Genomic DNA, 22,361 nt, shown 5'->3' with positions numbered 1-22,361 from the left:
CCGGCCGGGGGCGGCGTCCCTGCGGCTCGGGGCGGCGTCCGTGCGGCTTGTGGCAGCGTGCGCGCGACGGTGGGTGAGGGCCGTGCGGTGGTATCTGCGGGAGCTGACCGGGGAGGCGGAGTACGACCGCTACCGCGAGCGGCACCTGCGCCACCACCCGCTCGCGCCGGAACCTACGCGACGGGAGTACCAGGTGCTGCGCGCGCGGCACCGGGACGCCCACCCGCAGGGGCGCTGCTGCTGACACTCCGCCGCCGTCCTTGCCGTGGACCGCGGGGCGGGCGTACGGCCCGCCCCCGCGCCCCTTTCACGACTCACCCCGGAACCGAGATGCTCAGACGCCGCCAAGCCCTGCTGGTCCGCCCCGCCCTCGACGACGACGCGCTGCACGCCACGCTGACCGAGCTGCGCCCCACGCTCCAGTCGCACGGCCTCGGCGCGGGGTCCGGCCGACCGCCCTGGCAACCGGTCGCCGAACTGCTGAGGGAGACGGGGAGGGACTGGGACCGTCGGTGGCACCGGATGTCCGTCCTCGCGGGAGGGACCCCGGCCTCGGTGAGCGAGCGGTGGCTCGGCGAACGCCCGGGGGACGGGGACGCGTTGGTGTTGAGGGCGTGCGTCCGAGCTGTTCGAGGAGGCCAGGGCGGCGGTGGTGTGGGGCGGGCACTGACTTCACCGGAGGGGCGGGACGCCGAGCGGGCCTGTCTTCGTGCCGCCGAGGCGTGTCCCGAGGACCCCACTCCCTGGCTGGCCCTCCTCGACCTCATGTACTCCGTCGCCGTACCGCCCAGGGAGGCCGTGCCCGTGTGGACCGAGGCCGTCACCCGCGCCCCGTGGCACCGGGGCGCCTACCACCGGCTGCTGAGCCATCTGTCCCCGCGCGGACACGGCTCGGCCGAGATGACGGACTTCGCCCGGCAAGGTGCCGCCCGCGCCCCGCACGGCTCACCGCTCGCCCTGCTCCCGCTGGCGGCCCGCGTCGAACTGGTCGCCCACCGGCGGCGGCAGATGCCGTTCGGGGCGGACGGCCACTGGAACGAACCCGGGGCCGACGCCGAGATCGAGGCGGCCCTGAGCGGCTGGTTCCGCACCGCCGCCGTACCGCACGCCGAGGCCGTCGCCGACCTCAACCTCCTGGCCTTCGCCCTGGTCCGCACCCACCGCCCGGAGGACGCGGCACCGGTGTTCCGGCGGATCGGCCGCCATATGACCCCGTACCCGTGGGAACTGCTGCCGGAGCCGGAGCGCACGTTCCGGTACTGGCGAGACCGCGCGGGACGGTGAGGGCTGCGGGCCGAGTCCGCTGACGGATCAACGGGCGGCGTGCCGAGCCCGACGATGGATCGCACGGGCCGACGGATCACATGGGCTGCGCGTCGAATCCCCCGGCGGATCACACCGCGGCCGGCTCGGCCTCCTCGGCGTTCTCCCGCTCCGCCTTCTCCCGGCGGTCGCGCAGCTCGCGCCGGACCAGGATCACCCAGCCGATCGGCACGCCGACCGAGAACAGCCACCACTGGATCGCGTAGGCGTAGTTCAGCGCGGCGTCCTCACTGCCGGGGTTGCCGCCGATCAGCTCGGGGGTGTCGCCCTTCGGCTCCGGCGAGATCTGCGCGATGTAGCCGCCGAGGACCTGCTTGCCGAGCCGCCGGGCCTCCTGCTCGCTGTTGATCAGCATGACCTGCCGGTCCGGGAGCCCCTTGAGGTTCTTGATGCCGCTCGCCGCGGTCGTCTCGTCAGGCATCAGCCGCCCGGTGACGGTGATCTCTCCGGCGGGGGGCGCGGGGATCTCCGGGAACGCGGTCTGGCTCGGGCCGTTGGAAGGGATCCAGCCCCGGTTGACCAGGAGCACCTTGCCGTCGTCGAGGACGAAGGGGGTCAGGACGTGGTAGCCGACCTCGTCGTCGGAGTTGGTGCGGCGCCGGACGACCTCCTCGGCGGCGGTGTCGAAGCGCCCCTTGGCGGTGACCTTGCGGTACCGGTCGTGCGTGGTGACCGTGTGCCCCGGGGAGGTCATCTTCTCCACCGGCACCGGGTCGGCGTTCAGCGCCTCGGTCACCAGGTTGTTGCGGGCGGTGCGCTCCTCGTAGCGGTGCATCTGCCAGATGCCCAGCCGGATCATCGTGGGGATGAGGAGCAGGGCGACCAGCGTGAGGATCACCCACTGCCGGGACAACAGGAAGCGGTACACCCCACGACGGTACCTCCCGGGTCGTGGGGTGCCTTGGGCAGGGGGTGCCCTCCTGCCGGGCAGGGGTGGGTCAGACCCGGTCCACGATGCCGGCCTTCCCTTCCGCGCGGGCGCAGTGCGCACCGCAGAACCAGTGGCCCTCGACCTCCACACCCTGCCCGATGATCTGCACACGACAGTGCTCGCAGATCGGTGCCATCCGGTGGATCGCACAGGAGAAGCAGTCGAAGACATGCACCGCGCCCTGGGCGTGCACCTCGAAGGTCATTCCGTAGTTGTTGCCGCAAACTTCGCAAGTCGCCATGCGCCACAGGGTGAGCGGTGACCGCCGCGGGGGCGAGCCGATGCCGGGCGAGTCGTACGACAATCACCCGTCCGTCGGCAGCCGCGCGGCCCGGCGGACGCCGGTCACCCTTTACCTGCGGTCACCCCTCCGACGCCGGTTCCACGTCCCGGAGGAGTTGCCCGAAGGCCGCCTCGTCGACGACGGGTGTGCCGAACTGCCGGGCCTTGACCACCTTCGAGGTGCCCGAGTCCGGGTCGTTGGTGACGAGGAGACTGGTCAGCCGGGAGATGCTGGTGGCCACATGCAGTCCCGCCTCGACCGCCCGGTCCTCCAGGAGGTCCCGCTCGGTCGAGGTGTCCCCGGAGAACGCGATCCGCATGCCCTGCTTGAGCGGTCTGCCGTCCACATACCGCCCCGGGTTGGGGTAGGGGCACGCGGGCCGCTTGCGCGCGGGCCGCCAACTGGTCGGGCGATAGCTGCCGTAGCCCGACGACTGCCGGGGCACGGCCCGGTCCGTCCACTCGGTCAGCGGCCGGCACTCGTGCAGCGGCAGCCGCACACTGCGCGCGGCCGCGGCCCGCAGACTCGGCCGGAACGCCTCCGCGAGCACGCGGGCGTCGTCGAGGGCATGGTGCGCCCGCCGCTGCACGACGCCGAAGTGGGCCGCCAGCGTCTCCAGTTTGTGGTTGGGCAGCGGCAGCCCGAGCTCCTTGGACAGGACGATGGTGCACAGCCGCTGACTCACCGGAGCGACCCGCCCCGCGCGCGCGTACTCGCGGGCGATCATCTGCCAGTCGAAGACGGCGTTGTGCGCGACGAGGACACGCCCGTCGAGACGGGCCGAGAACTCCTCGGCGATGTCCTGGAAGAGGGGCGCGCCTTCGAGGGTGTCGCTCGTCAGCCCGTGGATCCACACCGGGCCGGGATCGCGCTCCGGATTGACCAGCGTGTACCAGTGGTCCTCGACCTCACCGCGGGCGTCCAGCCGGTAGACGGCCGCCGAGATGATCCGGTCGTCCCGGGCCAGGCCGGTGGTCTCCACGTCGACGACCGCGTATCCCTGCGGATACGCGGCCGGCCACGCTGTGGGGGAGGACGCTGCGGTCGTCTGGTCTTCGAGCATGGTCCCTGAGGATACGGGCCGCGACTGACAGTCCCTCACGGCGGCGTCGGTACCGGGCTCCTGGGGACAGGAGTGCGATCCTCCGGGAATGACCGAACCGACGCATGGCGAGGCCCACGGCGCCCTCGGGGCCCGCCTCAACTGGCTGCGCGCGGCCGTCCTCGGCGCGAACGACGGCATCGTCTCCACCGCGGGACTGGTCGTCGGCGTGGCGGGGGCGACGAGCGACCGTTCCGCGTTGCTGACGGCGGGTCTGGCCGGGTTGCTGGCCGGCTCGCTGTCCATGGCGGCCGGGGAGTACGTGTCCGTGTCGACCCAGCGGGACTCCGAGAAGGCGGCGCTGGCCCAGGAGAAGCGGGAACTCCGCGAGCAACCGGAGGCGGAGCTGGAGGAGTTGACGGAACTCCTGGAGCAGCGCGGCCTCTCGCGGGACGTGGCCATGGAGGCGGCTCAGCAGCTGACGGAACGTGACGCCCTGCGGGCCCACGCGCGCGTGGAACTCGGGATCGACCCGGACGAACTGACCAACCCCTGGCACGCGGCCTGGGCGAGCTTCCTGGCGTTCACGGCGGGCGCGTTGCTTCCCCTGCTGGCCATCGTCCTGCCCCCGTCGGGATGGCGGGTGCCGGTGACGGTGGTGTCGGTGGTGGGCGCGCTGGTGCTCACCGGCTGGAGCAGCGCGAGGCTGGGGTCGGCGGCACCGGGGCGGGCGGTGCTGCGGAACGTGGGGGGCGGGCTGCTGGCGATGGGGGTCACCTATGGCGTGGGGGTGTTGTTGGGGGCGGCGGGGGTCTAGCCGGCATCCCTTGGCGGAGATCACCAAGAAGCAAGCGCGTACCGCCGCGAATACTTGTCGGTAACAACGTCTAGCCGGGCCCGAGCTGCGGTTCTACGGTGCACGCATGCCGAACCTCCCCGATGTCGTGGCCTGGTCCATACCCGCCTTCGTGCTGCTCACCGTCGTCGAGGTGATCAGCGTCCGCATCCATCCCGACGAGGACGCGGAGGGCTACGAGGCGAAGGACGCCGCCACCAGCATCGGCATGGGACTCGGCAGCCTCCTCTTCGACTTCCTCTGGAAGATCCCGATCGTCGCCGTCTACACGGCCCTGTACGAACTCACCCCGCTGCGCGTCCCCGTCCTGTGGTGGACGATCCCCCTGATGCTGCTCGCGCAGGACTTCTTCTACTACTGGTCCCACCGCGGCCACCACGTCGTCCGCATCCTGTGGGCCTGTCACGTCGTCCACCACTCCAGCCGGAAGTTCAACCTCACCACGGCGCTGCGCCAGCCCTGGACGAGCCTGACCGTCTGGCCGTTCTACGTCCCCCTCGTCGCCGCCGGTGTCCACCCGGCCGCGCTCGCCTTCTGCTCCTCCGCGAACCTCGTCTACCAGTTCTGGATCCACACCGAACGCATCGACAAGATGCCCCGCTGGTTCGAGTTCGTGTTCAACACCCCGTCCCACCACCGGGTCCACCACGCCTCCCAGGGCGGCTACCTGGACCGCAACTTCGGCGGGATCCTCATCGTCTGGGACCGGCTCTTCGGCTCGTTCGTCGCCGAGACCGAACGGCCTGTCTACGGGTTGACGAAGAACATCAACACGTTCAACCCGATCAAGGTGGCCACCCATGAATACGTGGCGATCGTCAAGGACATCAAGAACGCGCGGAGTTGGCGCGAGCGGGCCGGCCGGGTCTTCCGAGGACCGGGCTGGGGGCCGGCCCCCGCTGCGGAGACCGCCGAGGAAACCGTGCCCGCGTGAGAACTCCGCGCATCTCCGAGAACAGCTGCCGCGTCCTCCTCGCCGCCTTCGCCCTCGTCGCCGCCCTCGACCTCGCCTCCCTGGCCTTCGGCTTCCACGGCGGTCACGTCGTCGCCAAGCCCCTCCTCATGCCGCTCCTCGCCGCGTGGGCGGCCGCCCGGGGCGCACCGCGCCTGCTCGTCGCCGCGCTCCTGTGCGGCTGGGGCGGCGACGTCCTCCTGTTGTCCGACGCCGACCCCGCCTTCCTCGCGGGCATGACCTGCTTCGCCGCGGGACACGTCTGCTACCTCGCCCTGTTCACACGCGACGGCACGCCCCGCGCGCGTACCGCCCTTCTCGCCCCCGGCTACCTCGTGGCCCTCGTCATCACGGTCACCCTGCTGTGGCCCGACCTGCCGGCCGGCCTCCGCGTCCCCGTCGCCGGCTACAGCACCCTGCTCGTGGCCATGGCCTGCGTCGCCGCCGTCCGGCTCGGCCCCCTCGCCGGACTCGGCGGCGCGCTCTTCCTGCTCTCCGACACCCTCATCGCGACCGGCGTCGCCGACTGGCCCCAGCCGCCCCGCCCCGACCTGTGGATCATGCTCACGTACCTCGCCGCCCAGTTCCTGCTGGCCGCGGGCACCCTGCGAGCCCTCGAAGCGCGCCCGGGACCGATGGCGACGTACGGTGAGGTGCGCTCGACCACCCCCTGAACGCCGCCACACCCTCGCACGAGAAGGATCCTCGACATGCGCGCCACCACCATCCACGCCCCCTACGACATGCGCGTGGAGGACGTCCCCGAGCCGGTGGTGCAACTGCCCACCGACGCCGTGCTGCGGGTGCTGCGCGCCTGCATCTGCGGCAGCGACCTGTGGGCCTACCGCGGTGAGGCGGCCCGGCAGCCGGGGCAGCGCATCGGGCACGAGTTCCTCGGCGTGGTCGAGGAGACCGGCTCCGAGGTCGGCACGGTCAGGCGCGGTGACCTCGTCGTCGCGCCCTTCATGTGGTCCGACGGCGTCTGCGACTACTGCCGCGAGGGCCTGACCACCTCCTGCGAACACGGCGGCTTCTGGGGCTCCGTCGGCTACGACGGCGGCCAGGGCGAGGCCGTACGCGTCCCCTTCGCCGACGGCACGCTCGTACGGCTGCCGAAGGAGGCGGCCTCCGACAGCCGTCTGCTGTCCTCCCTGCTGACGCTCTCCGACGTCCTGGGCACCGGTCATCACGCGGCCCTCGGGGCGGGCGTCCGCCCCGGCGCCACGGTCGCCGTCGTCGGTGACGGAGCGGTCGGCCTGTGCGCGGTGCTCGCCGCCAAACGGCTCGGCGCGGAACGGATCATCGCCCTGGGACGCCACCAGGTCCGTACCGACATCGCACGCCGCTTCGGCGCCACCGACGTCGTCGCCGAGCGCGGGCCCGCCGCCGTCGAGGCAGTACGCGAACTCACCCGCGGCCAGGGCGCCCACGCCGTCGTCGAGGCCGTCGGCACCGAGCAGTCCATGCGTACGGCGGTCGACATCACCCGCGACGGCGGCGCCATCGGCTTCGTCGGCGTGCCGCACGGCAGCGGCACCGGCCTCGACCTCGGTGTCCTGTTCGACCGGAACATCGCCCTGCGCGGTGGCGTGGCGCCGGTCCGCGCCTACATCCCCGAGCTGCTGCCCGACGTCCTGGACGGCACCGTCGACGCCTCACCCGTCTTCGACATGACCGTCGGCATCGAGGGGATCCCCGACGGCTACAAGGCCATGGACGAGCGCACTGCCCTCAAGGTCCTCGTGACCAACTAGAGGTCCTTGGGACCAACTGGTCGCGGGGCCACGCCGAACAGGGCCGGCGCTCACCAGCGGATCGGCAGCGGCAGCGCCGTCAGCAGCCCCGACACCACGACCACCAGACCCAGCGCGACGACCTCCGCGCGCGCCGGGACACAGGCGGCCAATGGGTCGGGGGCGCGGCGCAGCCGCAGCCGGGCGCACAGCGCGAGCACGGCGACCACCGCGACGAGGAGCACCTTGGCCAGCAGGGTGCGCCCGTAGGAGGTGTCCGTCAGCTGCGTCAGGATCGTGCCGGACGGCATCCGGCGCAGCGAACTCCACACCCCGGTCGCGGTCACAGTGGCGAGCAGCAGAGCCGCCACGCGCGCGTAGCGGCCGAGCAGCGCGGCGCCCTGCTCGGCCGGCCCCCAACGGCGCAGGGTTCGCAGCACATGCAGCAGTCCGCCCGCCCACAGCGCCGCGCACGTCAGATGCACCGCCGTCAGCCCGGATCCCACCATGGGCGTGTGCTCGGCCGGAGGATGCGCGCGCAGGGCCTCCGCCACGACCACGGCGCCCAGGGGCCACACCTGGACGGAGGACCGGTAGGTGCGTGCGCACAGTCCGGCCACCAGGAACGCGTTGATCTCCAGCAGGGCCAGCTTGCCGTCGCGTGACGCGTACAGGCCGCCGAAGTCGATCTGGGAGAGGCGGTGCGGCACGTGGTTCCCGGTCGCGACGACCGCGGCGAGCCCCAGTGCGGCGACGGCACCGACGGCAGCCGCCCAAGGTGCCCAGGAACGCGGGCCGGCCGGGGGAGCGCCGGGTACCGAGCGGGCCAGGCGGTGTACGGACAGCTCGCCCAGCGGCACGCACAGCGCGGCGAACAGCATCGCCCGCAGGAGGGCCACCCCGCCCGCACCGGGCGCGGCGGCCTCCCCGGTGCCGTGCAAGGCGGCGGACGGCCCGAGCAGCGGTGTCGCCGCGGCCAGTGTCACCAGCACGAGGACGGTGGCTGCCCGGCTGATGCCGGGGTGCCGCACGGGTCCGCTCGCGTCAGCCGTCTCGGCGGTGGGTCTGGTCGAGGCCACCCGACGATACTTGCCGTACCGGACAGAACGGGCAACCTTCGGCAACCAACTGGGAGTACGGCATTTCGTCCACCGGCGGGTCCCAGGTCCCGCCATGGGGCAACGCGGGCTCAGCCCCAGCGGGCCGCGTCCGTGCCCCACGGCACCGGCGGCCGGTCCCAGTCCACCGGCCCGCCCTCGAAGGAGACCGGCGACCGTGCGTACCGCAGCCGTCCCAGCGCGCTGTCCGTCTCGGAGAGCCAGCGCTGGGGACCGTCGTGGGGTGCGCTCCCGGCGTCGTCCGCCGCCGTCTCGCTCGGCCCCGCCGTCCAGCTGTTCTCCTCCGTCAGCCAGAGGGCCGTCCGTGCCAGCGCCAGCCGCACGGACCGGCTCCCGCCCTCCCACGCCTGCTCGCTCAGCGCCCGCAGGACGGCCGCCGCCAGCAGATAGCCCGTCCCGTGGTCGAGGGCCTGCGCGGGCAGCGCACCCGGGCCTTCCGCCGAACCCTCCAGGACGGCGATCCCCGTGGCCGCCTGCACCAGGCTGTCGAAGCCCCGGCGCCCGGCCCACGGCCCGTACGCGCCCCACGCCGACAACTGCGCCACGACGACACCGGGCCGCCGCTCCGCCAGTGCCTCGGAGGACAGCCCGAACCGGTCCAGGGCGCCCGGCCGGTACCCGGCGACGACCACGTCCGCCTCCGCCAGCAGCTCCTCGAAGGTCCGCCGGTCGGTGGTCAGGTCCAGGGTCGCCGACCACTTCCCGAAGCCCGTGTCGGCGTGCTGGTCCGGCAGTTCGGGAAGGTGCGGCGCGTCCAGGCGCAGGACGTCCGCGCCGAGCAGGGCGAGCGTGCGGGTGGCGACCGGCCCCGCGAGGACCCGCGTCAGGTCGAGGACCCGCAGACCTGCGGCCGGCAGCAGAGGGGAGACGCCGATCGGGGCGAACACGCGCGCGGGTGCCCCGTCCAGCCGTCCCCGCTCGACCAGCGGTCGCTTCGCCACCTCGGCCGCCTGGGGGTGGGCCGTCCACTCCTCGGGGGACCGCAGGGCGACGGCGAGCCCTCCGGCCGCGTACACGGTTTCCTCGATGTCCAGGGCGGACCGCTCGGCGAGCGCCGCCTCAACGGCCGCCGGGTCGTCCGGCACCCCGAGCGCGGCCAGGAGCCGTGCGCGGTGATGCGGGTAGTTGGCGTGCGTGCGCACCCAGCCGTCCGCCGTCCGCCAGAACCGTGACAGCGGTGCGAAGGTGACCGGCGCGCGACCGTCGATCAACAGATGGCGCTCGCTCAGGAAGGCGGCGGCGACCGCCCCGTCGTCCACCCGCGCGGTCGGCACCTGGGGCAACCCGGCTCGCAGTGCCCCCAGTTCGGCGGCGGCCTGTGCGCACTCGCCGACGCAGGCGCGTGCCAATTGCCGGACGGGAAGGCGCCCCTGAAGGACGCCTTCCCGCACCACAAACTTGATTCCAGTCATGACTGCACTATGCAGTGTTGACTGAATCAATATATGACGTCTACTTCGTCACCGCGTCCAGCGCGTCCACCGTGCCCCAGCCGTAGAAGCCGTTGCGGTTCTTCGACCCCTCGCACACCGCGTCGACCTTGCCGTCACCGTTGATGTCGTACGGCTTCGTGCACGGCGTGGCGTCGGCCTCGGCGTACAGCAGCGCCTTCACCAGGGACGGCGGGGCGTACGGGTGCGTCGACTTGATGAGGGCGGCCACGGCGGCGACGTGCGGCGACGCCATCGACGTACCGGCCATGTAGCCCCACTTGCCGCCGGGCAGCGTGCCCAGGATCAGACCGCTGGTCGCGGGCGGCGCGGGCGTCTGGTAGGCCGTCGAGTCACCGCCGGGCGCGGCCACGTCGATGACCCCCAGGCCGTAGTTGGAGAACGACGACTTGATGCCCTTCGCTCCGGTCGCCGCGACCGTCACGACACCCGGCAGCTGCGTCGGTATGTCGAAGCACTCCGAGGGGTCGATCACCCGGTCCGAAGGCGTGCCGTCGTTCGGCGAGACCGGGTCGGTGATCTCGTCGGCCGCCAGGTCGTAGTTCTCGTTGCCGGCCGCGGCCACGTTCACCACGCCCCGCTTCTCCGCGTACCGCGAGGCCCGGGTGACCGCGTCCACGAGCGCCTTCTGGTCCGGGTCGTCGGTGCAGTTGAAGTACCACGGGTCGGTGTAATAGCTGTTGTTGGTGACGTCGACACCATGGGTGGCCGCCCACATGAAGCCGCACACCACGGCCTCGGTGTAGAAGTAGCCGTCGGTGGTCGACACCTTGATGCCCGCCACCTTCACCCCGGGCGCGACACCGGTCATGCCGACGCCGTTCTTGGCGGCCGCGATCTCACCGGCCACGTGCGTGCCGTGCGGGCTCTCCGCCGCGCTAGGCCGCCACGCCCCGTCGGTCGTGTCGGGCTTGCCCGTCACGCAGTTGACCGACGCGGCCCGGTCGAAGTTCGGCGCGAGGTCCGGGTGGGTGTCGTCCACGCCGGTGTCGATCACGGCGACGGTCACCTTGCTGCTGCCGAGCGACTTCTCGTGCGCCTTGTCCGCCTTGATGGCCGGCAGGTCCCACTGCAACGACTCCAGCGGGTCCTGGCCGGCGTCGGCGGCGGCCTGCGCGGCGGCCATCTGGGCCGAGCTGAGCGCCTTCGGCGTGCCCTCGTCGGTCGTCGACTGCGCGGGCAGCGGCGCGTTGCGGGTGTTGCCCGCCGACTCGACCCCGCGGACCTTGCGGACCGTCTTCGCGAAGTCGGGGTTCGACGAGTGGACGACGATCACGCCGATCTGGTCGTACGACGTGACGATCGTGCCGCCGGCCTGGGCGATGGCCTTCTTCACCTGAGCGGAAGGACCGTGCCCGGCACGGACGTTGACGACATAGCTGAGCGCCGTCCCGTCCGCGTCGGCGGCGAGGAGGTCGGCGGCGGTGCCGGCACCGGCCGTGGCGCCCGGCACGCCGCTGGCGGTGCCGGGCAGGCCGGCCGCGGACGCCGTGGCCCCCGGGAGGAACGCCATCGCCGTCGCCATGGCCATGCCGAGCGGGAGCGCGAGCGCGCGCCGTCGGCGCGGGTGGAGCCCTGTCATGATGAAAGCCTCTCCAGTTCGTTCTCGGGACAAGCGGTCCATGCGGGTGGTGCCGTGGGTCCGGATCGGCGCGTCACTTGACCGCGCGCAGCGCGTCGACGATCCCGAAGCCGTAGAACCCGTTGACCCGGGTGCCGCCCTCGCAGACCGCGTCCTGCGTACCGTCGCCGTCCTGGTCGTAGGAGGCCGGGCAGCTCGTGGCGTTCGCCTGCACCTTGAGCAGCGCCTGGAGCTGGGCCGGGCTCGCCTTGGGATGCGTCGACTTCAGCAGCGCGGCGACGCCCGCGGCGTGCGGCGAGGCCATCGAGGTGCCCTGGAGGAAGCCGTACGCGCCGTTGGGCAGGGTGGACAGGATGCGGCCGTTCTTCGACGGCGTGTCCGGGATCTGGTAGAGCCGGTCGCCGCCGGGCGCCGCGACGTCGATGACGCCCTTGCCGTACGAGGAGTAGTACGACTTCAGGTTCTGGACACCCGTCGCGCTCACCGTGACGACGCCCGGGAGCTGCGTCGGCACGTCGAAGCACTCGTGCGGGTCGACGGTCCGCTCCACGGCTGTCGAGTCGTCGGGGCTGGAGTCGTCGACGATCGCGTCGGAGTCCAGGTCGTCGTTGGAGTTGCCCGCCGACGCCAGGCTGAGCGTGCCCTTCTTCTGCGCGTACTGCTGCGCCCTGTTGACCGAGTCGACAATGGCCCGCTGATCTGGATCGTCCATGCAGTTGTACAGCCATGGATCAACGTAGTAGCTGTTGTTCGTGATCTCGACGCCGTGGTCGGCCGCGAACACGAAGGCGCACACGACGCTCTCGGGATAGAAGAGGCCGTTGCTCCGGTCGGTCACATTGATGGCGGAGACCTTCACGCCGGGCGCGACCCCGGCCACGCCGATGCCGTTGCGCGCGGCGGCGATCTCACCGGCCACGTGGGTGCCGTGGTAGTCGTCCGCGGTGTACGGCCGCCAGGCGCCCGGCGTGGTGTTCGGGACACCGCCGTCGCAGTTGGCGGACTGGGCGGCGGAGAAGTTCGGCGCGATGTCGGGGTGGGTGTCGTCGACGCCGGTGTCGATCACGGCGACGGTCACCTTGCGGCTGCCCGGATTGATCCTGGCGGCCTGGTCGGCGCCTATCGCGCGCAGGTCCCACTGGTCGGCCTCGAGGGGCTCGCTGTCCGGCGTGGCCGCCGAGGTCTTCGCGACCTTCGCGGCCTGCTCCGCCGACAGCACCTGGACCGCGCCCTCGTCCGTCGTGCCCGCCGGGGTCAGCGCCGAGGTGCGGGTGGCGCCGGCCGACTGCACCCCGCGCACCTGGCGGATCTTCTGCGCGAAGTCCGGGGCGGAGGAGTGGACGACGATCACGCCGATCTTCTCGTAGGCGATCACGACGGTGCCGCCGGCCACCGGTATCGCCTTCTTCACCGCCGCGATCGTGCGGTGGTCGAGCCTGGTGTTGACGACGTACGACAGGTTCGTCGCGTCCGCGGCCCGCGCCGTGGAGTCCGCTGCGGGTGCGGCCGAGGCGGCCGACGGCAGGAAGCCGAGCGAGGCCGTGAGGGACAGCGCGACCGGAACGGCGAGCGCGAGGCTGCGTCTCGAACGTCGGGAACGCGGCTGGGACATGGGGTCTCCACATCATCCGGAAACGAAACCGGCCCGAGACACAGGGTGGTGCTCGGGCAGGTACATGACGGGTGGTGCAGCCCGAAGCTATCTCCCGATGTCGCTGGCCAGCAATGACTTCCCCAAGGCGAGTTCGGAAAGAAGCAAAGTGAGTTGAACCGGTCCCAGCGCGGCGCCGTGACCTTGAACAGGGAACGCGAGGACACTCGCCCCCGATCCCCGTCACCACCGCACCCGCAACGCGAGGAGACCCCGTGGCCACCGACGCACCGCCACCCTCGAAAGAGACCCACCAACTCCCCACCACTGCGGAGTTCACCGAGGTTCAGGAGAGCGCGGAGTTCGGTGAACTGCGCCGCTCCTACCGCTCCTTCGCCTTTCCGCTGACCGTCGGCTTCATCGCCTGGTACCTGCTGTACGTCCTGCTGTCCAACTACGCGGGCGACTTCATGGGCACTAAGCTCTTCGGCAACATCAACGTCGCCCTGGTCCTCGGTCTCGCCCAGTTCCTGACCACGTTCCTCATCGCCTGGTGGTACTCGCGCGTCGCCGCTGCCAAGTTCGACCCCAAGGCCGATGCCATCAAGTCCCGGATGGAGGGCGGAGCATGAGCCCCGCGATCACCCTTGCCGCAGGCGAGGCCAGCGAGCACCGGCCGCTGATCATCAGCCTGTTCGCGGTCTTCGTCGTCGCGACCCTCGTCATCACGGTCTGGGCCGGACGCCAGACCAAGGACGCCTCCGACTTCTACGCGGGCGGACGGCAGTTCACCGGCTTCCAGAACGGCCTCGCCGTCTCCGGCGACTACATGTCCGCCGCGTCCTTCCTCGGCATCGCGGGCGCCATCGCCCTGTTCGGCTACGACGGCTTCCTCTACTCCGTGGGCTTCCTGGTCGCCTGGCTCGTCGCCCTGCTCCTGGTCGCCGAACCGCTGCGCAACTCCGGCCGCTACACGATGGGTGACGTCCTCGCGTACCGGATGCGCCAGCGCCCGGTCCGCACCGCGGCCGGCACCTCCACCATCGTCGTCTCGATCTTCTACCTGCTGGCCCAGATGGCGGGCGCGGGCGTCCTGGTCTCGCTGCTGCTCGGCATCACCAGCGACGCCGGCAAGATCGGCGTCGTCGCCCTGGTCGGCGTCCTGATGATCGTGTACGTCACCATCGGCGGCATGAAGGGCACCACCTGGGTCCAGATGGTCAAGGCCGTCCTGCTGATCGCGGGCGCCCTGCTGCTGACCTTCCTGGTGCTGCTCAAGTTCGACTTCAACGTCTCCGACCTGCTCGGCTCCGCCGCCGACAACAGCGGCAAGGGCGCCGCCTTCCTGGAGCCGGGCCTGAAGTACGGCGCCACCGGCACCACCAAGCTGGACTTCATCTCGCTCGGCATCGCCCTGGTCCTCGGCACCGCCGGTCTGCCGCACATCCTGATCCGCTTCTACACGGTGCCCACCGCCAAGGCCGCCCGGAAGTCGGTCATCTGGGCCATCGGCCTCATCGGTGCCTTCTACCTGATGACCCTCGCCCTCGGCTTCGGCGCCGCGGCCCTCATCAAGCCGGACGAGATCATCGCCTCCAACAAGGCGGGCAACACGGCGGCACCCCTGCTGGCCCTGCATCTGGGCGGCGTCGACTCCAACTGGGGCGCGATCCTGCTGGCCACCATCTCGGCGGTCGCATTCGCCACCATCCTCGCGGTCGTCGCCGGGCTCACCCTGGCCTCGTCCTCGTCGTTCGCGCACGACATCTACGCGAACGTCATCAAGCGCGGCCAGGCCACCGAGAAGCAGGAGATGAGCGCGGCCCGCTGGGCCACCGTCGGCATCGGCGCGGTCTCCATCCTGCTGGGCGCCCTCGCCCGCGACCTCAACGTCGCCGGCCTCGTCGCCCTCGCCTTCGCGGTCGCCGCCTCGGCGAACCTGCCGACGATCATCTACAGCCTCTTCTGGAAGCGGTTCACCACCTCCGGCGCCCTGTGGTCGATCTACGGCGGCCTCGTTACGGCGGTCGGCCTGGTGCTGTTCTCGCCGGTCGTCTCCGGCAAGCCCACCTCGATGTTCCCCGACGTCGACTTCCACTGGTTCCCGCTGGAGAACCCGGGCATCATCTCGATCCCGGTCGGCTTCCTGCTCGGCATCCTCGGCACCTACCTCTCCAAGGAGGAGCCGGACAAGGGCAAGTACGCGGAGCTGGAGGTCCGGTCCCTGACCGGCACCGGCGCCCACTGAGCCAGTCCCCGAGCGGCCGTGTCGTAGGTCTCTACGACACGGCCGCTTCGTACGTCGTGGGATCGGGCACTGTCGTTGTCAGTGACGTCACGTAGGCTCGCAAGTGACGGAAAGAGAAGACTGCCGACTGATCCGCCACGAGGGAGGGGGCCCACGTGCTCATCGACACCTTTGGCCGGCAGGCCACCGACCTGCGGGTCTCGCTGACCGACCGCTGCAACCTGCGCTGCACGTACTGCATGCCCGAAGAAGGCCTGCAGTGGCTGGCCAAGCCGGATCTGCTCACCGACGACGAGATCGTCCGCCTGATCGACATCGCCGTCACCTCCCTCGGCATCGAGGAGGTCCGCTTCACCGGCGGGGAGCCCCTGCTGCGCCCCGGCCTGGTCGGCATCGTCGAGCGCGTCGCGGCCCTGGAGCCGCGCCCCCAGATGTCCCTGACCACCAACGGCATCGGCCTCAAGCGCACCGCGGCGGCCCTGAAGGCGGCCGGCCTGGACCGGGTCAACGTCTCCCTGGACACCCTGCGCCCCGACGTCTTCAAGACCCTGACCCGCCGGGACCGCCACAAGGACGTCCTGGAGGGCATGCGGGCCGCCCGTGAGGCGGGCCTGAGCCCGGTCAAGGTCAACTCCGTCCTGATGCCGGGGCTGAACGACGACGAGGCACCCGACCTCCTGGCCTGGGCCGTGGAGAACGACTACGAACTGCGCTTCATCGAGCAGATGCCCCTGGACGCCCAGCACGGCTGGAAGCGCGACGGCATGATCACCGCCGGGGACATCCTGACCTCCCTGCGCACCCGCTTCGAGCTGACGGAGGAGGGCTCCGAGGAGCGCGGTTCGGCTCCCGCGGAGCGCTGGATCGTCGACGGCGGGCCGCACCGGGTGGGCGTCATAGCCTCCGTCACCCGGCCGTTCTGCGCGGCCTGCGACCGCACCCGACTGACGGCCGACGGCCAGGTGCGCACCTGTCTGTTCGCCCGCGAGGAGACCGACCTCCGAGCGGCCCTGCGCTCCGATGCCCCGGACGAGGAGATAGCCCGCATCTGGCGCGAGGCGATGTGGGGCAAGAAGGCGGGCGCGGGCCTGGACGACCCGACGTTCGTCCAGCCGGACCGCCCGATGTCGGCGATCGGCGGCTAGGCCCCTTCGGGCGCCTGCCACTCCTCGAACGCCACGACATCCTTGAGAAAGCCCCGCACCCCGAGGAACTGCGACAGATGCTCCCGATGCTCCTCGCACGCGAGCCATGTCTTGCGCCGCTCGGGCGTGTGGATCTTGGGATTGTTCCACGCGAGCACCCAGACGGCGTCGGCACGGCAGCCCTTCGCGGAGCACACGGGGGAGCCGGGTTCGGAGCCGGACATGTTCAGAGCCACACCGACGACCCTAACCGAGCCCGGCGTCACACATTCCGTGCCGGAGTCCGCCGCCCGGACACCAGCACTTCAACGACCTGGCGAAGGATTCCCATCGCCCGGAATGCACTCGCATGACGTGAGGTCGGCAGCACCAGCACGGCCAGCCCGAGCACGAGCAAGGTCAGACATACGAAAGCCAGGGGGACGAGCACGGTGACAGCGGTGACAAACCTGACATTTTGCCAGATCGCGAGCATACGAACCCTCCTGGCGCATGAGCAGTGGGGGATGCGGAGGTGCGGCCAGGCGTGACGGTCAGCCGGAAACCATCAGCCTGAAAAGGCGACGCCGAGCAGCCACGGGGGGAGCTGCCCGGCGTCGGTCCGTCGCTCCGACGGGGGATGCGGAGCGCGTACGAAGTATGTCACGGGTAACCCTTGGCCCGGCACTGGAACAACATGATTGATCTGAGCTTTTCTTGAGCTTGGTGCGGAGCGGACTCGTCATGTCCGTTCGCGCGGTTCACCCCGTACGCCCGCCGTAGGCTCGGCCCCGCCGTCCTCCGCCGCGCGTTCCGCGAAGCCCTCGTCCGCACGCGGCGGCATGATCATCGGCCGGGTCGGAGCGGTCACGAACGTCGACGGCAGAGAGGGCGCGTTCTCCCGCCCCGCGTTGGCGATGACGACGGCGATGTAGGGCAGTACCGCCCCGAGCACCAGCGCCACGATCGCGACGTGCCGTTCGACGTTCCAGAGCGTGGCCGCGAGCACCACGGAAATCGTACGGACGGTCATCGAGATGACGTACCGCCGCTGACGTCCGCGCACATCCTCCTGGAGACTCGTCCGGGCGCCGGTGATCCGGAACACCTGGGCGCTGCCGCCGCCATGCTGCTTCCGCATCAGATTCCACCATCCGCCCGCATCGGACTCCCGCCGCCCGTAGCCGCTCCGTACCCGGTGGAGGTACCGGGCCAGGACACACTCCACGGTACGCCGCACCTGCGCCGCCTACGAGACCGGGGCACCTCTCGCCGGGCCGGACAAGCTCACTTCCGCGCGTACGGCCGTACCCGACATGCGGCGTAGCGCGAACGGGCCGACACTGGCCGTAATGCTCACGTCGAGCCGTACGAGGAGGCAGCCATGGGCTGGTTGTGGGCGATCATCGTGGGATTCGTGCTGGGTCTGATCGCGAAGGCGATCATCCCCGGCAAGCAGCACAGCCCCCTCTGGCTGACCACCATCTTCGGCATGCTGGGCGCCATCGCCGGAAACGCCATGGCGCGCGGGTTCGGCGTGGAGGAGACCCCCGGCATCGACTGGAGCCGCCATGTCTTCCAGCTGATCGCCGCGATCATCATCGTCGCCGTGGGCGACATGGCCTACATGGCGACGTTCGGCAAGCGCAAACACCGGACCTGAGAGCCGCCGTACGACGAAGGGGGCACCCTCCGCGAGGAGAGCGCCCCCTTCCGGCGTGCCCGAAACCTACGCGGACGTGACCTCGACCGCCGCCAGGTTCTTCTTGCCCCGGCGCAGCACCAGCCAGCGACCGTGCAGCAGGTCCTCCGCGGCCGGGACGGCGTCCTCGGCGGTGACCTTGACGTTGTTCACGTAGGCCCCGCCCTCCTTCACGGTCCGGCGCGCGGCCGACTTGCTCGCCACAAGACCGACCTCGGCGAACAGGTCCACGACCTGGCCGAGCTCGGCCACCTGGATGTGCGGGACCTCGGACAGCGCCGCGGTCAGCGTCTTCTCGTCGAGCTCCGCCAGCTCACCCTGCCCGAAGAGCGCCTTCGAAGCTGCGATCACGGCGGCCGTCTGCTCGGCGCCGTGCACCAGCGTCGTCAGCTCCTCCGCGAGTGCGCGCTGCGCGGCCCGGGCCTGCGGACGCTCCTCGGTCTGCCGCTCCAGCTCCTCCAGCTCCTCGCGGGACCGGAAGGACAGGATGCGCATGTAGGTCGAGATGTCCCGGTCGTCCACGTTCAGCCAGAACTGGTAGAACGCGTACGGCGTCGTCATCTCCGGGTCGAGCCAGACGGCGCCGCCCTCGGTCTTGCCGAACTTGGTGCCGTCCGCCTTGACCATCAGCGGCGTCGCCAGACAGTGCACCGAGGCGTCGGGCTCCAGGCGGTGGATCAGGTCCAGGCCCGCCGTGAGGTTGCCCCACTGGTCGCTGCCGCCCTGCTGGAGCGTGCAGCCGTAGCGCCGGTACAGCTCCAGGAAGTCCATGCCCTGGAGCAGCTGGTAGCTGAACTCCGTGTAGCTGATGCCTTCCTGCGACTCCAGCCGGCGCGCGACCGAGTCCTTGGTCAGCATCTTGTTGACCCGGAAGTGCTTGCCGATGTCCCGCAGGAACTCGATGGCCGACAGGCCGGCCGTCCAGTCCAGGTTGTTCACCATCGTGGCGGCGTTCTCGCCCTCGAAGGACAGGAACGGCTCGATCTGCGCGCGCAGCCGGTTCACCCAGTTCGCGACCGTCTCCGGGTCGTTCAGCGTGCGCTCCGCCGTGGGGCGCGGGTCGCCGATCTGGCCGGTCGCCCCGCCCACCAGGGCCAGCGGACGCAGGCCCGCAAGCTGGAGCCGGCGCATGGTGAGGACCTGCACCAGGTGGCCGACGTGGAGGGAGGCCGCGGTCGGGTCGAAACCGCAATAGAACGTGACGGGACCGTCCGCGAGCGCCTTGCGCAAAGCGTCCTCGTCAGTGGACAGGGCCCACAGCCCCCGCCACTTCAGCTCGTCGACGATGTCCGTCACGGTTCTCGTATCTCCTAGAAAGGTCCTCGGGCAGTCGAGTGACTGCCGGCTACGAGGTTATACGCCCTGACTGACAGAACTCATATTGAAATCCGGCACCCGCAGCGCGGGCATCGCGGCCCTGGTGAAGTAGTCGCTCCACTCCCGCGGCAGCGTCTTCTCGGTCCGCCCCGCCTCTGTCGCCCGCCCCAGCAGCCCGACCGGTGACTCGTTGAACCGGAAGTTGTTCACCTCGCCGGTCACCTCGCCGTTCTCCACGAGGTACACACCGTCCCGGGTCAGCCCGGTCAGCAGCAGCGTGGCCGGGTCGACCTCGCGGATGTACCACAGGCAGGTCAGCAGCAGCCCGCGCGTGGTGTTCGCGACCATGTCCTCGAGGGACAGGTCCGAGCCGCCGTCGAGGACGAGGTTGCCGGCCCCGGGCGCGACGGGCAGCCCGGTCAGGCCCGCGCCGTGCCGGGTGTTCACCAGGTGCGCCAGCTCGCCCGCGCGGACCCAGTCGGTGGCCGCGATCGGCAGGCCGTTGTCGAACACCGACTGGTCACCCCCGGAGGAGTGCGCGACCACGAAGGGCGCCGACTCCAGGCCCGGCTCGTTCGGGTCGCTGCGCAGGGTCAGCGGCAGCTCGGTCAGCCTCTCGCCGACCCGGGTGCCGCCGCCCGGCTTGGAGAACACCGTCCGCCCCTCGACCGCGTCCCGCCCGGACGCCGACCACTGCTGGTAGATCAGCAGGTCGGCGACGGCGGTCGGCGGCAGCAGCGTCTCGTACCGCCCGGCGGGCAGCGGGACGCGCCGCTCGGCCCATCCGAGGCGTACGGCGAGCTCGGCGTCCAGCGCCGCCGGGTCGACGTCCTTGAAGTCGCGCGTGGAGCGTCCCGCCCATGCCGAGCGGGTGCGGTCCGGCGACTTGGCGTTGAGCTCCAGCGTGCCGTTGGGCTGGTCGTGGCGCAGCCGCAGCCCGGTGGACGTGCCCAGGTAGGTCGACACCAGCTCGTGGTTGGCGAAGCCGTACAGCTCGCGGCCGCCCGCACGCGCGCGTGCGAAGGACTCGCCGAGCGCCGGCGCGAAGTCGGCGAAGACGGCCGAGGAGGTCTCGGCGGGCCCGTCCGTGAAGTCGGGGGACTCCGGCACACCGGTGACCAGCGGCTGGGCGTCCTCGGCGGGCCCGGCACCACGTGCGGCGGCCTCCGCGGCCCGTACCAGCGGCTCCAGCTCGTCGGCGGTCACCGCGGACCGGGAGACGACCCCGGAGGCGGTGCCCTCCTTGCCGTCGACGGTCGCGACGACGGTGAGCGTGCGCCCGCGCGTGACGCCGTTCGTGGTGAGTGCGTTTCCGGCCCAGCGCAGGTTGGCGGTCGACTGCTCGTCGGCGATCACGACACAGCCGTCGGCCCGGGACAGGGCGAGGGCCCGCTCGACGATCTCGTGCGGCTTGGTGGTGCGCGGGCTCATCGACCGGCCTCCTGCGTGGTGTTCAGAATGTTGACGCCCTTGAAGAGGGCCGAAGGGCAGCCGTGCGACACGGCCGCCACCTGGCCCGGCTGGGCCTTGCCGCAGTTGAAGGCGCCGCCGAGGACGTAGGTCTGCGGGCCGCCCACCGCGGCCATGGAGCCCCAGAAGTCGGTGGTGGTGGCCTGGTAGGCCACGTCCCGCAGCTGACCGGTGATCCGCCCGTTCTCGATCCGGAAGAAGCGCTGGCCGGTGAACTGGAAGTTGTAACGCTGCATGTCGATCGACCAGGACCGGTCCCCGACGACGTAGATCCCGCGGTCCACGCTGCCGATGAGGTCCTCCGTGGACATGCCCGCCGGGTCCGGCTGGAGCGACACATTGGCCATGCGCTGCACCGGGACATGCCCGGGGGAGTCGGCGTAGGCGCATCCGTTGGAGCGCTCGAACCCGGTCAGCCTGGCGATCCGCCGGTCCAGCTGGTAGCCGACGAGCGTGCCGTCCTTCACCAGGTCCCAGGACTGGCCCGCGACGCCCTCGTCGTCGTAGCCGATGGTCGCGAGGCCGTGCTCGGCGGTGCGGTCACCGGTGACGTTCATCAGGTCCGAGCCGTAGCGCAGCTTGCCGAGCTGGTCGAAGGTGGCGAAGGAGGTGCCCGCGTAGGCCGCCTCGTAACCGAGCGCGCGGTCCAGCTCGGTGGCGTGGCCGATGGACTCGTGGATGGTCAGCCACAGGTTGGACGGGTCGACCACGAGGTCGTACAGGCCCGACTCCACGCTCGGCGCCCGCATCTTCTCGGCGAGCAGCTCCGGGATCTGCTCCAGCTCGCTCTCCCAGTCCCAGCCGGTGCCCGTGAGGTACTCCCAGCCGCGCCCGACCGGCGGTGCGATGGTCCGCATGGAGTCGAACTCGCCGCTGGACTCGTCGACCGAAACGGCCGTGAGCGACGGATGCAGGCGCACCCGCTGCTGGGTGGTGACCGTGCCCGCGGTGTCGGCGTAGAACTTGTTCTCGTGCACGGTGAGCAGCGAGGCGTCGACGTGGTTGACGCCGCTCGCCCCCAGCAGCCGTGCGCTCCAGTCCGCGAGCAGCGCCGCCTTCTCCTCGTCGGGCACCGAGAACGGATCGATCTCGTACGACGAGACCCACGTACGGTCGGCGTGCACGGGCTCGTCGGCGAGCTCCACCCGCTCGTCCGATCCGGCGGCCCGGATGACCTGCGCGGACAGCTTCGCCATGGCCACGGCCTGGGAGGCGACCTTGGCGGCTGCGTCCAGCGTCAGGTCCACACCCGACGCGAAGCCCCAGGTGCCGCCGTGCACGACCCGCACCGCGTACCCGAGGTCGGTGGTGTCCGAGGACCCGGCGGGCTTGGCGTCCCGCAGCCGCCAGGACGCACTGCGCACCCGCTCGAACCGGAAGTCCGCGTGCTCGGCCCCGAGCGCACGCGCGCGTGCCAGCGCGGCGTCGGCGAGGGCGCGTAGGGGCAGTGCGAGAAACGTCGCGTCAATCTCATGGGGCACGGTGGCCCTCCTCCTCTTCGACCCCGTTGGGCAGGCACGCCGTCGCCGAAGCGGGCGCACCGAAGTGCAATGATGCGCCACGTCGGCGGATGACCGCGTCCGTTTCCCGATCGGCCGGTGATCTCGCCCTTTCTGGCGCGCGTCAGTCATGTCTGAT

At 71.2% G+C, this 22,361-nt stretch carries 23 protein-coding genes; 10 read left to right on the top strand and 13 right to left on the bottom strand.

What is annotated here, in order from left to right; genetic code table 11:
* The first annotated feature begins 49 nt into the window (after window positions 1-49).
* Complete coding sequence (locus tag H295_RS0138755) at window positions 50-244, top strand: YbdD/YjiX family protein (protein ID WP_028810151.1); 195 nt, start codon at window positions 50-52, stop codon at window positions 242-244.
* An 86-nt stretch (window positions 245-330) separates the two neighbouring features.
* Window positions 331-1,284, top strand: coding sequence for a hypothetical protein (locus H295_RS0138750; RefSeq protein ID WP_028810150.1), 954 nt, complete (start codon window positions 331-333; stop codon window positions 1,282-1,284).
* Window positions 1,285-1,393: 109 nt separating this feature from the next.
* Here the strand turns inward: H295_RS0138750 and H295_RS0138745 are convergent, their stop codons facing one another.
* The 3 genes from H295_RS0138745 to H295_RS0138735 form a co-directional block, all read right to left on the bottom strand.
* Window positions 1,394-2,191: an SURF1 family protein gene (locus H295_RS0138745; RefSeq protein ID WP_020140739.1), complete on the bottom strand. Its 798-nt coding sequence runs from the start codon at window positions 2,189-2,191 to the stop codon at window positions 1,394-1,396.
* Between the two features lie 70 nt (window positions 2,192-2,261).
* Window positions 2,262-2,495, bottom strand: a complete 234-nt coding sequence (locus tag H295_RS0138740; protein ID WP_078616881.1) for a hypothetical protein — start codon at window positions 2,493-2,495, stop codon at window positions 2,262-2,264.
* Window positions 2,496-2,616: 121 nt separating this feature from the next.
* Window positions 2,617-3,600, bottom strand: coding sequence for a DEDDh family exonuclease (locus H295_RS0138735; RefSeq protein WP_020140737.1), 984 nt, complete (start codon window positions 3,598-3,600; stop codon window positions 2,617-2,619).
* An 88-nt stretch (window positions 3,601-3,688) separates the two neighbouring features.
* On the opposite strand from H295_RS0138735, the gene H295_RS0138730 reads away from it, so the two are divergent.
* The 4 genes from H295_RS0138730 to H295_RS0138715 all read left to right on the top strand — a co-directional run bounded on the left by H295_RS0138730 (window position 3,689) and on the right by H295_RS0138715 (window position 7,141).
* Window positions 3,689-4,396 (top strand): VIT1/CCC1 transporter family protein, encoded by a 708-nt coding sequence (locus tag H295_RS0138730; protein WP_020140736.1) that lies wholly within the window; start codon window positions 3,689-3,691, stop codon window positions 4,394-4,396.
* Between the two features lie 106 nt (window positions 4,397-4,502).
* Window positions 4,503-5,369 (top strand): sterol desaturase family protein, encoded by an 867-nt coding sequence (locus H295_RS0138725; protein WP_020140735.1) that lies wholly within the window; start codon window positions 4,503-4,505, stop codon window positions 5,367-5,369.
* The gene (locus H295_RS0138720; protein WP_020140734.1) at window positions 5,366-6,061 is read left to right on the top strand and encodes a lysoplasmalogenase; all 696 of its coding nucleotides are present in this window, start codon (window positions 5,366-5,368) and stop codon (window positions 6,059-6,061) included. Before H295_RS0138725 ends, H295_RS0138720 begins: the two co-directional genes overlap by 4 nt.
* 36 nt (window positions 6,062-6,097) lie before the next feature.
* Complete coding sequence (locus tag H295_RS0138715) at window positions 6,098-7,141, top strand: zinc-dependent alcohol dehydrogenase family protein (RefSeq protein ID WP_020140733.1); 1,044 nt, start codon at window positions 6,098-6,100, stop codon at window positions 7,139-7,141.
* A gap of 50 nt (window positions 7,142-7,191) precedes the next feature.
* Here H295_RS0138715 and H295_RS0138710 read toward each other — a convergent pair whose 3' ends face one another.
* The 4 genes from H295_RS0138710 to H295_RS0138695 all read right to left on the bottom strand — a co-directional run bounded on the left by H295_RS0138710 (window position 7,192) and on the right by H295_RS0138695 (window position 12,883).
* Complete coding sequence (locus tag H295_RS0138710; RefSeq protein WP_020140732.1) at window positions 7,192-8,199, bottom strand: CopD family protein; 1,008 nt, start codon at window positions 8,197-8,199, stop codon at window positions 7,192-7,194.
* A 110-nt stretch (window positions 8,200-8,309) separates the two neighbouring features.
* Window positions 8,310-9,650, bottom strand: coding sequence for a CoA transferase (locus H295_RS0138705; protein WP_043218693.1), 1,341 nt, complete (start codon window positions 9,648-9,650; stop codon window positions 8,310-8,312).
* 40 nt (window positions 9,651-9,690) lie between these two features.
* Window positions 9,691-11,271, bottom strand: a complete 1,581-nt coding sequence (locus tag H295_RS0138700; RefSeq protein WP_020140730.1) for a S8 family peptidase — start codon at window positions 11,269-11,271, stop codon at window positions 9,691-9,693.
* A gap of 73 nt (window positions 11,272-11,344) precedes the next feature.
* Window positions 11,345-12,883 (bottom strand): S8 family peptidase, encoded by a 1,539-nt coding sequence (locus H295_RS0138695; RefSeq protein WP_020140729.1) that lies wholly within the window; start codon window positions 12,881-12,883, stop codon window positions 11,345-11,347.
* A 254-nt stretch (window positions 12,884-13,137) separates the two neighbouring features.
* Here H295_RS0138695 and H295_RS0138690 point away from each other — a divergent pair, with 254 nt between their 5' ends.
* The 3 genes from H295_RS0138690 to moaA all read left to right on the top strand — a co-directional run bounded on the left by H295_RS0138690 (window position 13,138) and on the right by moaA (window position 16,255).
* Window positions 13,138-13,494: a DUF485 domain-containing protein gene (locus H295_RS0138690; RefSeq protein ID WP_020140728.1), complete on the top strand. Its 357-nt coding sequence runs from the start codon at window positions 13,138-13,140 to the stop codon at window positions 13,492-13,494.
* A complete protein-coding gene (locus H295_RS0138685) occupies window positions 13,491-15,110 on the top strand; it encodes a cation acetate symporter (protein WP_020140727.1) in 1,620 nt (539 codons plus the stop codon). The genes H295_RS0138690 and H295_RS0138685 overlap by 4 nt, the downstream gene beginning before the upstream one ends.
* Window positions 15,111-15,265: 155 nt before the next feature.
* The gene (gene moaA, locus H295_RS0138680) at window positions 15,266-16,255 is read left to right on the top strand and encodes a GTP 3',8-cyclase MoaA (protein WP_020140726.1); all 990 of its coding nucleotides are present in this window, start codon (window positions 15,266-15,268) and stop codon (window positions 16,253-16,255) included.
* On the opposite strand, the gene H295_RS0138675 is transcribed toward moaA, so the two are convergent.
* The 3 genes from H295_RS0138675 to H295_RS0138665 all read right to left on the bottom strand — a co-directional run bounded on the left by H295_RS0138675 (window position 16,252) and on the right by H295_RS0138665 (window position 17,375).
* Complete coding sequence (locus tag H295_RS0138675; protein ID WP_028810148.1) at window positions 16,252-16,479, bottom strand: hypothetical protein; 228 nt, start codon at window positions 16,477-16,479, stop codon at window positions 16,252-16,254. The two genes, moaA and H295_RS0138675, sit on opposite strands and share 4 nt — an antisense overlap.
* A 38-nt stretch (window positions 16,480-16,517) precedes the next feature.
* Complete coding sequence (locus H295_RS0138670; protein ID WP_020140724.1) at window positions 16,518-16,730, bottom strand: hypothetical protein; 213 nt, start codon at window positions 16,728-16,730, stop codon at window positions 16,518-16,520.
* Between the two features lie 246 nt (window positions 16,731-16,976).
* Window positions 16,977-17,375 carry a DUF3099 domain-containing protein gene (locus H295_RS0138665; protein ID WP_028810147.1) on the bottom strand — a complete coding sequence of 133 codons (399 nt, stop codon included), beginning with the start codon at window positions 17,373-17,375 and terminating at the stop codon, window positions 16,977-16,979.
* Between the two features lie 243 nt (window positions 17,376-17,618).
* On the opposite strand from H295_RS0138665, the gene H295_RS0138660 reads away from it, so the two are divergent.
* Window positions 17,619-17,897, top strand: a complete 279-nt coding sequence (locus H295_RS0138660) for a GlsB/YeaQ/YmgE family stress response membrane protein (RefSeq protein WP_020140722.1) — start codon at window positions 17,619-17,621, stop codon at window positions 17,895-17,897.
* Window positions 17,898-17,963: 66 nt separating this feature from the next.
* On the opposite strand, the gene tyrS is transcribed toward H295_RS0138660, so the two are convergent.
* From tyrS to H295_RS0138645, 3 genes are read right to left on the bottom strand one after another with little or no spacing between them, the layout of a single operon-like run.
* Window positions 17,964-19,232 (bottom strand): tyrosine--tRNA ligase, encoded by a 1,269-nt coding sequence (gene tyrS, locus H295_RS0138655; protein ID WP_020140721.1) that lies wholly within the window; start codon window positions 19,230-19,232, stop codon window positions 17,964-17,966.
* Window positions 19,233-19,289: 57 nt separating this feature from the next.
* The gene (locus H295_RS0138650; protein WP_020140720.1) at window positions 19,290-20,684 is read right to left on the bottom strand and encodes a metallopeptidase TldD-related protein; all 1,395 of its coding nucleotides are present in this window, start codon (window positions 20,682-20,684) and stop codon (window positions 19,290-19,292) included.
* Window positions 20,681-22,204 (bottom strand): TldD/PmbA family protein, encoded by a 1,524-nt coding sequence (locus H295_RS0138645; RefSeq protein WP_020140719.1) that lies wholly within the window; start codon window positions 22,202-22,204, stop codon window positions 20,681-20,683. The genes H295_RS0138650 and H295_RS0138645 overlap by 4 nt, the downstream gene beginning before the upstream one ends.
* Window positions 22,205-22,361: the final 157 nt, after the last annotated feature.

The sequence above is a fragment of the Streptomyces sp. 351MFTsu5.1 genome, from assembly GCF_000383655.1.
In the GTDB taxonomy this organism is placed as follows: Bacteria; Actinomycetota; Actinomycetes; order Streptomycetales; family Streptomycetaceae; genus Streptomyces; species Streptomyces griseorubiginosus.
This window is presented reverse-complemented; position numbering and strand designations above follow the sequence as displayed.